Genomic DNA, 14,564 nt, shown 5'->3' with positions numbered 1-14,564 from the left:
TACTTTTAACTTTGTTCAAGTGCCGTTGGCATCTTATCTAAAAATTTACTATGAAAAAACTACTTTCTTTATTGTTTATGGTTACACTTTCTGTTTCAGCAAGTTATGGCCAACATCAGCTTACTATTGCCACGTATAATTTACGTAATGACAATGCTACAAACGATGATTCAGTACGAGGCAATGGCTGGAAACAGCGGCAACCGGTTATAACACAGCTTATCCGCTTTCATGACTGGGATATTTTTGGCACCCAGGAAGGCTTGATACACCAGCTTAATAGTTTAAAACAGGCCATGCCGCAGTACGCTTATACCGGCATAGGCCGTGATGATGGTAAAACTGCCGGCGAGTTCTCGGCCATTTTTTATAAAAAAGATAAATTTAAACTATTGAAACATGGCGATTTCTGGATGGCGCCGATTACCAACAAGCCCAACAAAGGCTGGGATGCCGCACTTCCAAGGATATGCTCATGGGGATATTTTCAGGAGAAAAAAACCGGTTACAAGTTTTACTACTTTAACCTGCATATGGACCATATAGGTGTTGTTGCCCGCCGTGAGAGCGCAAAACTGGTATTGAAAAAAGTGAAAGACTTAGGCGGTAACTCGCCTGCTATTTTATCAGGCGATTTTAATGTTGATCAAACGTCTGACAGCTACGCGGTGATCAATAACTCGGGGACGTTGAAGGATAGCTATGAGCTATCGCCCATAAAATATGCTACCAATGGTACTTTTAATGATTTTGATGCTAATGGTAAAACCAGCGGCCGCATCGATCATATTTTTGTTACCAAAGATTTTACGGTAAAAAGATACGGGATCTTAACGGATACCTACAGGGCAAAGGCTAAAGGATCGGATAAATATGAGGCTAAGGAGCCCAGCGACCATTTCCCGGTAATGATAATGGTGGATCATAAATGACCCACCATACCAGAGATTTAGTTGATTGATTAAACTAAAGATTTTTATAAAGATTACTTCACTATAAGTGTAGCAATTGAGTGCGGCAGGGCAGTAGTGCCTGCCGCTTTTCCTTTTATCCAAAGGCTGTAATCTATTTTTTCATCGGTTTTGTTCATTACCACCACTGCAATTGAGCCATCGGGGTTTTGGTAAGCGGTTGTTAACAGCTTATCCCTGCTGGCTACCGCGCTAATGCGTTTCGCACCGGGGTGAATATATTTAGAGAAATGGCCGATGTAATAATATGAACTGGTGTAGATGAGGCTTCCGTTGCGCAGGTCGGCATGTACCGGGGCAAAGCAAAAGTTACCTACGTGATTTGGCCCGCCGTTTTCGTCAAGCAATACGTTCCAGTCGGTCCAGGCAACGGTACCGGCATTAAAGTCATTGATCATTGAAAGGCCGTAACGTTCGCCAAGCGACCAGTCATTGATCTTGTTGAAATCAAATTTTTCGATACAACCTTCGGTAAATACCAGGTTTTTGCCTGGGAATGCTTCATGGGTACGGCGGGTAGCTTCAAAATTTTGGCCTGCCCCGGTCCAGGTTTCATACCAATGGAAACCGATACCCCAGATGTATTTGGCCGCTGCAGGATCTTCCAGGATAGTGCTGGCGCGTTGGTAAAGCAAATCTCGGTTATGGTCCCAAACTATCAGTTTTTTATCGGCCAGGCCTTGTTTTTGCAGGGTTGGGCCTAAAAAGTTCTTTACAAAATCACGCTCCTCTTCGGCAGTATACATGCATGATTCCCATGTTTGCTTAGCCATCGGTTCGTTTTGTACCGAAAGGCCCCATATAGGAACCCCTTCTTTTTCATAAGCTTTAATAAACTTAACGTAAAAGTTGGCCCAGCTTTGATCAAATTCCTTTTTGAGCTTACCTCCATGCAGTACATCGTTATTATCTTTCATAAAAGCAGGAGGGCTCCAGGGTGATACAAACATGGTCAGTTTACCTCCCGCAGCCGCTGCGGCCGCTTTAATAAAAGGAATCCGGTAGGTTTTATCATGACTAATATCAAAGGTTTTTAATTCCTTATCACCATATTTTACATAACTGTAGCTATCGCTCGAAAAATCACAGCTTTGAATATTGGTGCGGCCAAAGGAGTAACCAATGCCTTTGGCTTTATTATAGTAAGCAGTTAAAAATTCCTTTTGTTTATCTTTTGGCAGTTTGGCATAAGTTTCGGCTGCCGCATCTGTAAGCGCACCGCCAATTCCTATCATCGTTTGGAATGTTTTGGACGGATCAATAAAAACTGCCACCTCTGTTTCCGCGGGTTGAGACTTATCTGCAAACTTCAGGGTTTCGGTTTCTTTAAATTTATATCCGGCTTTTTGCTCAGAGACAATCACCTTGACCGATTTACCCATTACCGAATAAGGCGCTTTACCCTGGGCGCTGACAAAGCCAATCTTTAATAATCCGCCCGCGATGAAACAGGCAATTAAATACTTTTTTTGCATGAGTTTAATTAATAGGCTTACCGGCTTGGTTACAAGCCTGGACTGTGGCTAACCGGAGTTGTCAAATTTATTAAACTTAATTAAAAAAAAGCAAAAATCCCGATATAAATTATCACATCAAAAGGTCGTTCCGGGAAAATTGATACGCCTTAATACCAAATTTTATTTTATTTTAATAAATTGATAATAAGAATATTATGCCATAATAAACAAGCGAATTGCTTACAGATTTGATGCGCTAAAATGCATTTTAAAGTATGGTGTATTTTTTACACCGGCTATTGTTTTTGGGCCTTAATTTCTTCCTCAATGCGCAGGCTTTCTTTATGGATAGCGTTCATAAGTTCGGTAATGAATGTGGCGGAGAGCCCTTCCTGTTTTCCGGCTTCGACAGTTTTCTCCAGTACCTGTTTAAAACGGTCGGCTTGGAGAGCCGGTATATTGTTTTTTGCTTTGTAAATACCTATCTCTTTTACTACCCTCTCGCGTTCGCCCAGTAAGGCTATCAATTTTTTATCGATGGAATCAATTTTGATCCGGTTGTTTTGTAGTGGATTGCTGGCAGAAGTTTGGATCATAGGTGTTGATTGGGCGTTAACTAAACTGTACCGGATCATACACACTAAAAATAATATAAAAGCGCGGTTAAATAATTTCATATCAGACGATTTTTTGAGGCAAATTTAGAGAAATAACCTTGCTGTTAATGGATTGTTTCGGGATTGATGCAGAGTTACTCACTTCTGGTATCACTACACTCGTTACCTTTTTATTTGATGCTCCCTCATTTCTTTTCATTTTTTTAATAAGCTAATTTATCAGTGATAATAAAAAGGACCGAAGAGCACAGGCAGGTCAGCCGTGATGCGTGATGTTAATACTCGTTCAAAGAATTTACATGTACCTACATATATACAATTAATTTTCCTAAATTTGAATAAAACATTTTACCGGTAAACCTAATTTTTGATATGGATTTTTTAAAAGCGATATACGAGCATATTACTGGATTTTTCGGCCTCGGCGGATTGTATACCATCATCAAATCGGGCGATTATGGCAAACTACTTACCTATGATGGTATTACGGCTTTGTTAGGCCCAATGCTACCTGTATTGCTGGTGTTTGAGATCATCAGGGGCGCTTTTTACAAAAAATTTAAGGTGATCCATTACAAGATTTCTTTTTGGACATATGTACTAAATGCTTTTATAGGCAGCGTACTTTCCATTGCCATGGTGGGATTTTGTATCGGCTTTTTTTCGCGGTTTGCTATTTTCAAAACCACGTTTACCTGGTACTGGTTTATTTACGGCTACATAGTTTGGGAGTTTGCGCACTTTTGGTACCACTATCTTGCACACAAAGTGAGGATCTTATGGTGCCTGCATTCAACCCATCATGCGCCCGAAAGCATGAACCTTTCGGTTACGTACGCCCATTTTTTTCTCGAAGGTCCCTATGCAGATCTCATACGTACCAGCATCTGTATTTTATTGGGTGTAAACCCGCCGATGTTGTTTGTGATCATGTTTGTGGATGGTTTTTGGGGATCAATGATCCACATTGGTGAAAATCTTATAGAGGATGGACGCCTTGGCTTCCTCAACAGAATCGTACTTACGCCATCGCATCACAGGGTACATCATGCGCGTAATCCATTATATATGGATACCAATTTCTGTAACCTGTTACCGATATGGGATAAAGTTTTCGGCACCTTCCAAAATGAAGACCGCAAGATCCCTATTGAATATGGCATCAGTCGCCCCATGATTAAAAACAGCTTTTTGGATGCTTATTTTGGCGAGATCATAGCGCTGGCCAAAGATGTACGCAAGGCGCCCGGTATTAAAAACAAGTTTCTGTACGTTATAATGCCCCCCGGTTGGAGCCATACCGGCGATCATAAAATGACAACTGTGGTTAAAAAGGCCTATTTTGAATCGCTTGAGGAGCAAGAAAAAACTAATAAGGTAAAAGAAAGTAAAGCTGAAGTTGTTTAAAACCCATACTATGAAAGTGTCACTGAGGTACGAAACAACGAGCCTCACCCAACCCTCTCCAAAGGAGAGGGCTTAAGAGTTTTTCAAGTCTCCCTCCCGGGGGGGATTTAGAGGGGCATTCAATTCTCCAACACCGCCCTCCTGCAATATTTACTCCTGTAGTCCTGCGGGGTTAGTCCTGTTATCCGTTTAAAGATCTTCCTGAACGTTTTCAGGTCGTTATAACCAACTTTATACATCAGCTCACTGATATTGAAATTGGTTTTCTCCAATCCTTTTTTTACCGATTCGATCTTTACCTTCTGCAGGTATTCCATTGGTGTATTCTGCGTGGCGCTTTTAAACCGGCGAATGAAATTACGCTTGCTCATATTGGTTTGTCCGGCAATCTCCTCTACCGAAATAGGCAGGTGGTAATTATTTTCGATAAATAACTGCGAGCGCATAATTTCCTGGTCTTCATGTTGGTGCTGCCCTTCAAACACTTTAAAGTGCGCCTGGCTGGTACGGTCAATATCCAGCGAAAACATTTTACTGGCCCAGATGCCGGTATCCCTTCCGCAATATTTTTCAATCAGGTACAGGATCAGGTTCATGCTTGAAAAAGCACCGCCACTGGTATAAGTGCCGTCTTTATCGGTGGTTACCATATCGGGTAAAATATTCACATCCGGATAGCGGCGTTTCATATCATCAACAGCAACCCAATGTGTAGTACACGGTTTTCCGTTAAGCACACCCGCTTCGGCCAAAAAATAACTGCCGAAACACAGGCTGGCCACTTCCGCGCCCTTATTGTACATGTTCCTAATAAAGTCGATCAGGTTTTTGTTTTTACGCATCACCAAATCAGGCGGACCATAAAACGCAGGGGCTATTACCAGATCGATATCTTTGATCTCATCAATGGTTTTAAAACCGGTAAACTGGGCAGGGAAATAAAGCAGGTTATTGTTTATTTTTTCGCCTACAAGCATTACACTAAAGGCCTCGGTTTTGCCGCTTTCTACCAAAAAACGGTTAGTATGCCTCACCATATCCAACACGCCCGATATGGTTGAAAGATTAATGTCTTCGTGAATAAGCAGCGCTATTTCTTTCATTTGTTATAATTCAGGTTATTACAAATATATAAAAGCACCCGGCACAAAAACATGCGATAAGCCTTAAAAAACGCGGATCATTGATAAAAAGCTATCACTTAACCAGTTTAAAATTAAGCGTTTAAACATCAACTCAAAATTTCAGCTATCTCTTCAAAACCTTTTTCGCGGGCCAGGTCGGCGGGGAGTTTGCCGCCTTCCATGCGTATAAAAAGCTCGGCACCATTTTCCAGCAACAGGATAATGAGTTCCAGGTTACCATTTTGTGCAGCCGAATGCAGCGGTGTGGCACCGGCCTGCTGTATCACATTTACCTTCGCACCGTTTTCAATGAGCATACGGGCAATCTCAGTATAATTACCTGCTGCCGCCGAATGAATTGGAAACACGTTGAAACCATTATTTGATTGCAGGTTAACATTTGCGCCTTTGAGCACCAGGTAGCGCGCAACATCAAACTGCCCAAAATAACAGGCAAGCCCTAAAGCAGTAAAGCCATCTTCGGCGTAATCATCAAGAGTATTTGGGTTAGTAGTAACCAGGTGGGCAACCGTATCAAATTTGCCTGCCGCAGCCGCTTCAAACAAATTGATATCGTTTACATAATTTAACAGCAAACCGGTAACCTCCGGTTTTTTATAATAGCACGAAAGCATAAGCGGCGATACCCTGAGGCTTGTTTTTTGAGTAGCCAGCGCAGGATCTCGGCCAAGCAGGGTATTGATGCTATCTAAATCGGCGGATGCGATATATTCTTCCAGTCTTTCTATGCTCATTACTTAGTTAAGTAAAGCGTTTACTATTAACGGCGCTATTATATTCACTTTGTTAAATTTACGTTTATGTTACGGGTAAATGTTGTTTTTCAATTATACTAAAAAATTAAAAATGTTGCCAATAAGTTATATAATCTGTTAACTTTATATTCATTCGGCCTGTAATTTTTTGCAGGTTACTGAATCTTATATAAAATATTTACCGGGTGTAACTGCAAAGTTCACATAGGTGAAATTTTACGTAAGTTTGCACATAAACGATTGTTACATCAGGATGCCGGCAAAAGGAAACCAGTTTAGATCAAATAATTTCAAGGGAGAAAATCAGCCTCGCCAAAGCGGCAAGGCCGAACAGGAACGGGCGAAAGGCAGGAAATTACCTAAACTGCCCAGCTTTGACTATGACTATGAAAACGGCAAGGCTGTTAAAATAGCAGGTTTGTTTTCACTGCTATTATCCATTTTTTTCCTCATTGCTTTTACATCATACCTGTTTACCTGGCAGGAAGACCAAAGCTATATTTCCAAAACAAACGGCGGCTGGCATAACCTTTCAACAGGCACTACCGTTCATGAAATTGCCGACCTGAGCGATCCAACCATCAGGGCGCAAAACTGGCTGGGCAAGTTTGGCGCGTTATTATCCAATCAGTTTATTTATGAGTGGTTTGGCGTAGCTTCATTCCTTTTTATTTTTGTGTTTTTTGTTGTAGGATATCGTCTGCTGTTTAAAGCGCGGCTATTTTCTATACGTAAAACACTTGCATATTCGTTATTCAGCATTGTTTTTATTTCTGTGTCGATAGCTTATTTTCATTCATTTGTGATTGATTATCCCCACTACCTTGAAGGCGGTTTCGGTTTTTGGACTAACCGCTTACTTGCGGCTCAGATAGGTGAAGCGGGTACCGGCGGATTGCTGGTGTTTTTGGCACTTACCGTATTGGTAATAGCCTATAACATCGACTTTAAAATACCCCAGCGTAAAAATCGCCCGGTTGCAGCTATGAGCGTTGATGAGATAGCACCTGAACCTGTTGAACTGATTGATGAAGAGCCATCAATGCCGCTTGAATGGCCCCGGGGCAATAACAACATCCGCGAAACCCATGTAAGCAGCATCATGCCCGAGCCCATGGTACAGGAACCGCTTATACCTCCATCACCACTCCGGCACCCTCCTATGGAACAAATGCCCGGATATCATGAACCTGTGGTGTTGCGTCCTGAAAATACAATTAAACACGAACCCGAAGAGGAAGAAGAAATCCCGCTCACCATTGATACCAACAGGCCTCTGCCCGAATTAAGTGTTGAACAGGCTGATGAAGCCAAACAGGATGACCTGTTGAGCAAGTTTGGCATTTATGACCATAAGCTCGACCTTGCTTCATACAAGTTGCCTCACCTGGAGCTATTAGAAAACCACGGATCAAACAAAATTTCGGTTAATGCCGAAGAGCTGGAAGCCAACAAGAACAAAATTGTTGAAACACTGAACCACTATAATATCGAAATTGATAAGATCAAGGCAACCATTGGCCCAACAGTTACCTTATATGAGATCATCCCTGCTCCGGGTGTAAGGATCAGCAAGATCAAGAACCTGGAAGATGATATCGCACTAAGTTTAGCCGCATTAGGCATCCGTATCATTGCCCCTATGCCCGGCAAGGGTACCATCGGTATTGAAGTGCCTAATCAAAATCCTGAGATGGTTTCGATGCGCTCTATCCTATCCACAGAAAAATATCAGAATACTACGATGGACCTACCTATCGCTTTAGGTAAAACCATATCTAACGAAGTATTTATTGCCGATTTGGCCAAGATGCCACACTTACTGGTTGCCGGAGCCACCGGCCAGGGTAAATCGGTTGGTATTAACGCCATCCTGGTATCGCTGCTGTATAAAAAACACCCTGCCGAGCTCAAATTTGTACTGGTTGATCCTAAAAAGGTGGAGCTTACGCTTTTCCGTAAGATAGAAAGGCACTTTTTGGCTAAGCTGCCTGATGATGGCGATGCCATCATCACCGATACCAAAAAGGTAGTAAACACGCTCAATTCGCTTTGTATTGAAATGGACCAGCGTTATGACCTGCTGAAAGACGCGCAGGTACGCAACCTGAAAGAGTACAACGCCAAATTTGTGAACCGCAAAATCAGCGACCCCGAAAAACATCGTTACCTGCCATTTATAGTTTTGGTAATTGACGAGTTTGCCGATTTGATGATGACTGCTGGGAAAGAAGTAGAAATGCCTATTGCCCGTATCGCACAGTTGGCCCGTGCGGTGGGTATACATTTGGTTATTGCAACGCAGCGCCCTTCTGTTAACATCATTACCGGTACTATCAAAGCCAACTTCCCGTCAAGGCTGGCCTTCAGGGTACTTTCTAAGATCGATTCGCGCACCATTCTGGATGCTGGCGGCGCTGATCAGTTGATCGGTCGCGGGGATATGCTATTTTCAACAGGTAGCGACCTGATCCGTTTACAGTGTGCATTTGTGGATACGCCGGAGGTTGAAGCTATATCTGATTTTATCGGCAACCAGAAAGGTTATCCATCGGCCATGTACCTGCCCGAATATGTGGGAGAAGGTGAAGCCAGCAGCGGCACCAAAGAATATGATCCTGATGACCGCGACCCGATGTTTGAGGAGGCCGCCCGTTTAATTGTACTGCATCAGCAGGGTTCAACATCGCTTATCCAACGCAAAATGAAACTCGGCTATAACCGCGCCGGCCGCATCATTGACCAGTTGGAAGCAGCCGGAATTGTAGGCCCGTTTGAAGGCAGCAAGGCCCGTGATGTACTCTATCCCGACGAATACAGCCTTGAGCGCTACCTCGAAACACTGCAAAAACCAATTAAAGATTAAACCAAGCAAAATTTAATTACTCTAATCCAATAACTATTAATAACAATAGTTGTTGTTGAATAAAACTGAATGAAAAAGATCATAGCATATACCATTTTAGCAATAAGTACATACAGCACTGCCTTTGCACAAAAAGACAGCCAGGCAAAAGCGATTTTAAACCAGGTAAGCCAAAAATACCGGTCGTACGATGTTATTAAAACTGATTTTACCTTTAGCCTGAATAACCAACAGGCCAATATTAAAGAAACGCAAACCGGCACCCTGATATCAAGGGCGAAAACCGGTAAATACCGCGTTACCCTTTACAGCGCAGCCGCAAAACCCGAAGTAGACAAAGAAATTTTGAGCGACGGCAAAAACCAGTGGACATACCTTAAAAAAGATAAAGAAGTACAGGTAAGTGACGCTGACAAAAGCGGCGACGGATTGAGCAACCCTGCCCAGATTTTTACCATGTATGAAAAAGGGTTTAAATACCTGTATACAGGCGAGCAAAAAATTGCCGGTAAAGCTTACCAAAATATTGAGCTTACGCCCGAAGATGATAAAAAAGCCATTTTTAAAGTGAAGCTTACTATCGATAAAGCAAAAAAACAGCTCTATAGCGCTTTATTGTTTGATAAAAACGGCAACAGGTACACGTACACGGTACGCACCTTTACTCCCAATGTACCCGCTCCTGATGCAACTTTTGCCTGGGATGCCAAAGGCCATCCGGGCGTTGAGGTGGTAGATTTGAGGTAGTCTTTTTAGAGATGAGATCTGAGACATGAGAATTGAGATATTTTGAAGCGGGGGGTTTTACCTTCCGCTTTTTTTATTGGTTTTTGCCGCCGCTTTAAAACCTATGTCATTGCGAGGAGCGGCATGGGCAATAGCATTTGGGGCGACGTGGCAATCTCATAGCAATACAAATCGGACATGCATTGGCTACGAGATTGCCGCGCTACGCTCGCAACGACATGACTTTTTATTCCACCTGCCACCGCTCTGTTTTTATTTAAAACTTAATTCTCCAATCTTCCCTAAAACAGCCTCCACCCTTTCCTCCACGGTAGTATCCCCTTCTATAATCAGCAAAGGAGTTGTGAGCTTATTCATCCAATTCTTATGCGAATGCAGGCTTCGGCTGTTGGTGATGAGCTCATCATAACCGCGTGCCCAATCAATAAATTCATTATAAAGATTATTTCGCTCCCTATCGGTATAGATAATATCTCCATAACGTTCAAGCTCTCTTTGCTGCAAACGCCGAATCCTGATGGCTGGCGGGATATATAAAAATACCGACAGGCCAAATCGCCAGTTATTGTTCCAGTTGATGACGGACCCGCCAAGGATCCAGTTTTCATTACCGGCCATTTCTCTGTTAATCATAGCATTTCGTTCTTCAGGCGGTCGCCGGTTAGTAAAAGGAGGAGCGGAAGGGAACCAGAAATAATGATCGCTGTCGAAATAGGGGTAGTTAAGCTTCTCACTCAAAGCATTGCCGAGTGTAGTTACTCCTGAGCCTGAAGCGCCGAAGATGTTGATGTGCATAAAACAGGTAGATTGTTCTGCAAATAACTAAATATTCACTAAAGACAGGGTAAATGAAATTCCAAAAACGAACTAAAAACCAGCCTGCCTTGCCGTAATTTATATTTTACTCAATACACTGAGTAAAATTACTCAACGTATTGAGTAAAAAATCAGGTGGCTAATATTGATGCCCTCCCGATAAACACGATTCTGCATATCCGATAATTTCCGGTTTGCTCAATTCCTCTAGTCGGGCTTTAACTAAGCGGTAATCAATCGAAGCTGGTACATCCATGGCAAAATATTTATCACCCATACCCTCCCAGTTACATCCCATTTCTTTAAATAATTTACCAATGCTCTTGAGATCGACGGCATCGTTCATTAAAATCACATGAATGGTTGAATTACCGGAGTATTCCCTTGTTTCACGGTAGGCGAGCATTTGTTCATCTGAATCATATTCCGCAAATACTATATCACCGGATGCTATGACCGGCAGATAAAAAGGGATATTATCCAACGCATAAAGCCCTTGCTCTTCATTAACCACTTTAGCCCACATGGTTTCTACTGTCATCTCTTCTAAAATGCTACTGTATAACCTAAATAGTATTTTTACATGTTTATCATCAGCCATAAAACAAACTTACTCATTTCTCACCTTAACCCTCCGCTCCATTACCTCTTTCCATGTAGTTACAATGAAACCCTTTTGTTTAAGATAGGCTTTCAGGCGAGGATCGGTCATGGCCAGCAGGTCGCCTTTCCGTTTCTGGCCTTCGTTACAGATATTTTTAAATTGCGGTGATGGTTGTGTGCAGTGCATCAGCACCACCGTTAATCCCGGCGAAAAACGGTCGAAGTTTTCGATATAATGATCGGTATACCATTTTTGCAGTTCCTTATCGGTAGCCTTGTCAATTTCTGGCATTACCCAGTCATAACTTGAATTATCGAGATCGTCCAGTACCGGCAAACCTCCTTTCCAGACTACGTCGCCAAGCTCACGCGCTTTTGCCAGTTCGGCAGGTTCGGGTATCGTCATTCCTTCAGTATATTTACCATCTTTTTTAAGCTGTGCTATCGTAGCATTCTTTGCTTCCTCGCGGTAAAAAAGATCCTCGCCTCCGGGCAGCATTACCGGTATCTTTTTTTCAATGCCGAGGTTAATATATTTTTCGAGAAAAGCCGGCTTGGCAAATAAAGTACCCATATGCGAGTCGAGATGGGTTGGTATAAAGCCCATGGTTAAGGCACGGTCAAGCTGGGCGCGGATCTCCTTATCAATCTCATCGGCAGTAGCATGGAAATAAACGGCGACTACTCCGGGCCAGAAAGCGCCTTCTTTATCCACCAACCCCGGAACTAAACTTTTTCCCACAAGCGGCCCCCATCGGTAATTTTTCCATTCGGAAGTTAAGGTTAAATGCAGCCCTGCATCAATTCCCGGGTGCTGATCCATATAATGCTTAAAATCTGGTACCCAGGGGCAGGGCATCATCACACTGGTTGAAGTGGCTACACCCTCACCAATAGCTTTTTCAACCCCTTCGTTCGATTCATGCGACATGCCGGCATCATCAACATGCAGGATAATTACACGTGCGCCTTTAGGCCAGCCAAGCTTTTCGGCATAGGTTTTGGTTTGCTGTGCATAAACGGCAATGTTAAAAACAATGCATGTTGCTGTGAGTAGTAAGTTCTTCATCCGGATGGTTTTAGGGTATAAAAGGTAAATAAAAATAGAAATTTAATTACCAAATGTGACATGCAAATGCCAATTTAAGCCCTGCAAATACACCCATTTTTACTACTTTTGAAATTAATGCTTCCCGCAACTAACCATACACTCGAGAAACTGGAAATGCTGTTAAAAACAGCCGGTTATAAAGTGCGTTATGAAAAGGGGAACTTTAAAACCGGTGCCTGCCTGCTGCTTAACAGTAAAATGATTGTGGTAAACCGTTTTTCTAATCTGGAAAGTAAGATCCTTGCTTTGGTTGAGCTATTGCGCGAACTTGAGGTAGATTACAAGCTGCTTGATGATAAACAGATAACATTTTTGCAGGAAATTAAACAAACTAAACTGCAGCTGTGACCATAACATTTTTAGGAACCGGAACATCGCAGGGGGTACCTGTTATAGCATGTAACTGCGAGGTATGCCTCTCAACAGATAAGCACGATAAGCGGCTGCGCAGCTCTGTTTTAATTGAAACCGAGGATAAGGTAATTGCCATTGATTCGGGCCCCGATTTCAGGTACCAGATGCTCCGTGCTAAAGTACAGCACCTTGATGCCATTGTTTTTACGCATGAGCATAAAGACCATATTGCCGGTATGGATGATATCCGCGCGTTTAATTACAAACAAAACGCCCCGATTGATATTTACGCTGATGAAAGGGTGCAAAAAGCCCTGGTGCGTGAATTTCCCTATATTTTTGATGGCACGGGTTACCCGGGCATTCCGCAGGTAAACATGCACATTATTGCGCTTGATCCCTTTATGATCGGTAATGTTGAGTTCGTTCCTATCGAGGTATTTCATTACAGATTGCCTATAAAAGGTTTCCGGATTAAAGATTTTACCTACCTCACCGATGCCAAAACAATTCCGGATGTAGAAAGGGAAAAAATAAAAGGCACAAAAATATTAGTGATCAATGCCCTGCAAAAGGAAACCCATATCTCCCACTTTACGCTTGAAGAAGCCGTAGCTTTTGCTAACGATATTGGAGCAGAGACTACTTACTTTACGCATATCAGCCACAGGCTGGGCAAACATGCTGACGTTGCCAAAGAGCTGCCTGCCGGCATTGAACTGGCGTATGACGGCCTGAAACTGACTATTTAATATCGATATCAACCCACGGTTTTAAACGGCAAGCATACATTTAAAAAGAACTCGAGTCTTTACTGCAAGCAACGGGTTTTAATATTGCTTATTTTAATTAATTATTCAATCCCCTGCCTGTTTTATGCTGCAGCTCGTCTATCCGTTTTGATGCTTCGGCTTTGGTAAGCGATCCGTCAAACTCTTCACCGGCCTCGTCAGATAATGTTTTGAGGTAGGAATGCTGTGCGCCGGTCATGGGTTCATCACCTGTTGACCATTCATCAGGGTCTTTTACCATATTTGAACCTTTTATTTGATTTTGATTGATGATCTCCTCATCATCTGATTCATCAAAAAAGCCATTGTCGGGTGCATCATTGGGGTTGATAGCCATAACTATTGTTTTTATAATTACAACTGATACCGGGGCGCATTGTTTTTATTTTCAAAAGCATTGAAGGTCACAGTTCGATAAAACTCACCCTGTCGATGGTACCTCTGTATTGTTTTAAATGGCCTTTATCGCTGGCATCAACTACACCGCGAATGGTTACTTTACGTTTATTCATACGGATAAACTGACCATCGTTATAGGTAAACAAACCTATATGAGTGCCCGGCAGGTAAAGGGGGCAGTCCTGGCTAAAATCAACCCAAATGGCATTATGTAAAGCGTGGCTCGAGAACAGGCTGTCATTAAAAAGTGCGGATTGCTCGTTCCCTTCCTTGTATTTACCGCTCACTTCAACATATTGTTTATCATATTTTTCAATATGACTAGCCAACTCTGTAAATGAAATCTTTTTATAATCTTTTGAACTATTGCAATCGCTTTGGAAAACTTTTTTTTGTTTGGCACAAGCACCAAGCAAAACCAACAGCGGCAAAATCCGAAGCAAATTTTTGATATAGATAAATACCACGGTCATTCAAATCAGGAGTGTTTAAGATAGTGAAAATATCTGTCAATAATCCTGATAA

Annotated in this window: 15 protein-coding genes; 6 read left to right on the top strand and 9 right to left on the bottom strand. The window is 42.3% G+C overall.

The genetic code is table 11. The annotated features are described in order from the left end of the window. The first annotated feature begins 50 nt into the window (after positions 1 to 50). Positions 51 to 932, top strand: coding sequence for an endonuclease/exonuclease/phosphatase family protein (locus DIU38_RS02080; protein WP_112652907.1), 882 nt, complete (start codon positions 51 to 53; stop codon positions 930 to 932). A gap of 53 nt (positions 933 to 985) precedes the next feature. Here the strand turns inward: DIU38_RS02080 and DIU38_RS02075 are convergent, their stop codons facing one another. Next, a complete protein-coding gene (locus DIU38_RS02075; RefSeq protein WP_112652906.1) occupies positions 986 to 2,446 on the bottom strand; it encodes a glycoside hydrolase family 30 protein in 1,461 nt (486 codons plus the stop codon). A 278-nt stretch (positions 2,447 to 2,724) separates the two neighbouring features. After that, on the bottom strand, positions 2,725 to 3,105 hold the full coding sequence (locus DIU38_RS02070) for a chorismate mutase (protein ID WP_112652905.1): 381 nt from the start codon (positions 3,103 to 3,105) through the stop codon (positions 2,725 to 2,727). A 312-nt stretch (positions 3,106 to 3,417) separates the two neighbouring features. Between DIU38_RS02070 and DIU38_RS02065 the strand changes: the two genes are divergently transcribed. Next, the gene (locus tag DIU38_RS02065) at positions 3,418 to 4,452 is read left to right on the top strand and encodes a sterol desaturase family protein (RefSeq protein ID WP_112652904.1); all 1,035 of its coding nucleotides are present in this window, start codon (positions 3,418 to 3,420) and stop codon (positions 4,450 to 4,452) included. 119 nt (positions 4,453 to 4,571) lie between these two features. Here the strand turns inward: DIU38_RS02065 and DIU38_RS02060 are convergent, their stop codons facing one another. Both DIU38_RS02060 and DIU38_RS02055 read right to left on the bottom strand, forming a co-directional pair. Further along, positions 4,572 to 5,555: a GlxA family transcriptional regulator gene (locus DIU38_RS02060; protein ID WP_112652903.1), complete on the bottom strand. Its 984-nt coding sequence runs from the start codon at positions 5,553 to 5,555 to the stop codon at positions 4,572 to 4,574. A 128-nt stretch (positions 5,556 to 5,683) separates the two neighbouring features. After that, positions 5,684 to 6,331 carry an ankyrin repeat domain-containing protein gene (locus DIU38_RS02055; RefSeq protein ID WP_112652902.1) on the bottom strand — a complete coding sequence of 216 codons (648 nt, stop codon included), beginning with the start codon at positions 6,329 to 6,331 and terminating at the stop codon, positions 5,684 to 5,686. 274 nt (positions 6,332 to 6,605) lie between these two features. Between DIU38_RS02055 and DIU38_RS02050 the strand changes: the two genes are divergently transcribed. After that, positions 6,606 to 9,218 (top strand): FtsK/SpoIIIE family DNA translocase, encoded by a 2,613-nt coding sequence (locus DIU38_RS02050; protein ID WP_112652901.1) that lies wholly within the window; start codon positions 6,606 to 6,608, stop codon positions 9,216 to 9,218. Between the two features lie 69 nt (positions 9,219 to 9,287). Beyond that, entirely contained in the window at positions 9,288 to 9,965 is a 678-nt protein-coding gene (locus tag DIU38_RS02045; protein WP_112652900.1) for a LolA family protein, read from the top strand. A gap of 252 nt (positions 9,966 to 10,217) precedes the next feature. On the opposite strand, the gene DIU38_RS02040 is transcribed toward DIU38_RS02045, so the two are convergent. The 3 genes from DIU38_RS02040 to DIU38_RS02030 form a co-directional block, all read right to left on the bottom strand. After that, positions 10,218 to 10,760, bottom strand: coding sequence for an AAA family ATPase (locus DIU38_RS02040; RefSeq protein ID WP_112652899.1), 543 nt, complete (start codon positions 10,758 to 10,760; stop codon positions 10,218 to 10,220). A 160-nt stretch (positions 10,761 to 10,920) separates the two neighbouring features. Further along, positions 10,921 to 11,382, bottom strand: a complete 462-nt coding sequence (locus DIU38_RS02035) for a DUF4265 domain-containing protein (RefSeq protein ID WP_112652898.1) — start codon at positions 11,380 to 11,382, stop codon at positions 10,921 to 10,923. A gap of 9 nt (positions 11,383 to 11,391) precedes the next feature. After that, the gene (locus tag DIU38_RS02030) at positions 11,392 to 12,453 is read right to left on the bottom strand and encodes a polysaccharide deacetylase family protein (protein ID WP_112652897.1); all 1,062 of its coding nucleotides are present in this window, start codon (positions 12,451 to 12,453) and stop codon (positions 11,392 to 11,394) included. A gap of 117 nt (positions 12,454 to 12,570) precedes the next feature. Here DIU38_RS02030 and DIU38_RS02025 point away from each other — a divergent pair, with 117 nt between their 5' ends. Together DIU38_RS02025 and DIU38_RS02020 are read left to right on the top strand one after the other, a co-directional pair. Then, complete coding sequence (locus DIU38_RS02025; RefSeq protein WP_112652896.1) at positions 12,571 to 12,843, top strand: hypothetical protein; 273 nt, start codon at positions 12,571 to 12,573, stop codon at positions 12,841 to 12,843. Then, a complete protein-coding gene (locus tag DIU38_RS02020; RefSeq protein ID WP_112652895.1) occupies positions 12,840 to 13,601 on the top strand; it encodes an MBL fold metallo-hydrolase in 762 nt (253 codons plus the stop codon). Before DIU38_RS02025 ends, DIU38_RS02020 begins: the two co-directional genes overlap by 4 nt. A 97-nt stretch (positions 13,602 to 13,698) precedes the next feature. Here the strand turns inward: DIU38_RS02020 and DIU38_RS02015 are convergent, their stop codons facing one another. Beyond that, positions 13,699 to 13,977, bottom strand: a complete 279-nt coding sequence (locus DIU38_RS02015) for a DUF3072 domain-containing protein (protein WP_091175073.1) — start codon at positions 13,975 to 13,977, stop codon at positions 13,699 to 13,701. Between the two features lie 67 nt (positions 13,978 to 14,044). Beyond that, entirely contained in the window at positions 14,045 to 14,512 is a 468-nt protein-coding gene (locus tag DIU38_RS02010; protein ID WP_112652894.1) for a hypothetical protein, read from the bottom strand. Positions 14,513 to 14,564 lie beyond the last annotated feature (52 nt).

The organism is Mucilaginibacter metallidurans, assembly GCF_003286435.2.
Taxonomy (GTDB): domain Bacteria; phylum Bacteroidota; class Bacteroidia; order Sphingobacteriales; family Sphingobacteriaceae; genus Mucilaginibacter; species Mucilaginibacter gossypii.
The sequence above is the reverse complement of the archived record's forward strand: the minus strand, read 5'-3'. Positions and strand labels throughout refer to the sequence as shown.

Excerpts from the sequence above, each read along its gene's own strand:
- DIU38_RS02025 (WP_112652896.1), top strand. The coding sequence starts at position 12,571 with ATGCTTCCCGCAACTAACCATACACTCGAGAAACTGGAAATGCTGTTA.
- DIU38_RS02035 (WP_112652898.1), bottom strand. The coding sequence starts at position 11,382 with ATGGCTGATGATAAACATGTAAAAATACTATTTAGGTTATACAGTAGC.
- DIU38_RS02075 (WP_112652906.1), bottom strand. The coding sequence starts at position 2,446 with ATGCAAAAAAAGTATTTAATTGCCTGTTTCATCGCGGGCGGATTATTA.
- DIU38_RS02055 (WP_112652902.1), bottom strand. The coding sequence starts at position 6,331 with ATGAGCATAGAAAGACTGGAAGAATATATCGCATCCGCCGATTTAGAT.
- DIU38_RS02015 (WP_091175073.1), bottom strand. The coding sequence starts at position 13,977 with ATGGCTATCAACCCCAATGATGCACCCGACAATGGCTTTTTTGATGAA.
- DIU38_RS02070 (WP_112652905.1), bottom strand. The coding sequence starts at position 3,105 with ATGAAATTATTTAACCGCGCTTTTATATTATTTTTAGTGTGTATGATC.
- DIU38_RS02030 (WP_112652897.1), bottom strand. The coding sequence starts at position 12,453 with ATGAAGAACTTACTACTCACAGCAACATGCATTGTTTTTAACATTGCC.
- DIU38_RS02045 (WP_112652900.1), top strand. The coding sequence starts at position 9,288 with ATGAAAAAGATCATAGCATATACCATTTTAGCAATAAGTACATACAGC.
- DIU38_RS02010 (WP_112652894.1), bottom strand. The coding sequence starts at position 14,512 with ATGACCGTGGTATTTATCTATATCAAAAATTTGCTTCGGATTTTGCCG.
- DIU38_RS02080 (WP_112652907.1), top strand. The coding sequence starts at position 51 with ATGAAAAAACTACTTTCTTTATTGTTTATGGTTACACTTTCTGTTTCA.
- DIU38_RS02040 (WP_112652899.1), bottom strand. The coding sequence starts at position 10,760 with ATGCACATCAACATCTTCGGCGCTTCAGGCTCAGGAGTAACTACACTC.
- DIU38_RS02060 (WP_112652903.1), bottom strand. The coding sequence starts at position 5,555 with ATGAAAGAAATAGCGCTGCTTATTCACGAAGACATTAATCTTTCAACC.
- DIU38_RS02065 (WP_112652904.1), top strand. The coding sequence starts at position 3,418 with ATGGATTTTTTAAAAGCGATATACGAGCATATTACTGGATTTTTCGGC.
- DIU38_RS02050 (WP_112652901.1), top strand. The coding sequence starts at position 6,606 with ATGCCGGCAAAAGGAAACCAGTTTAGATCAAATAATTTCAAGGGAGAA.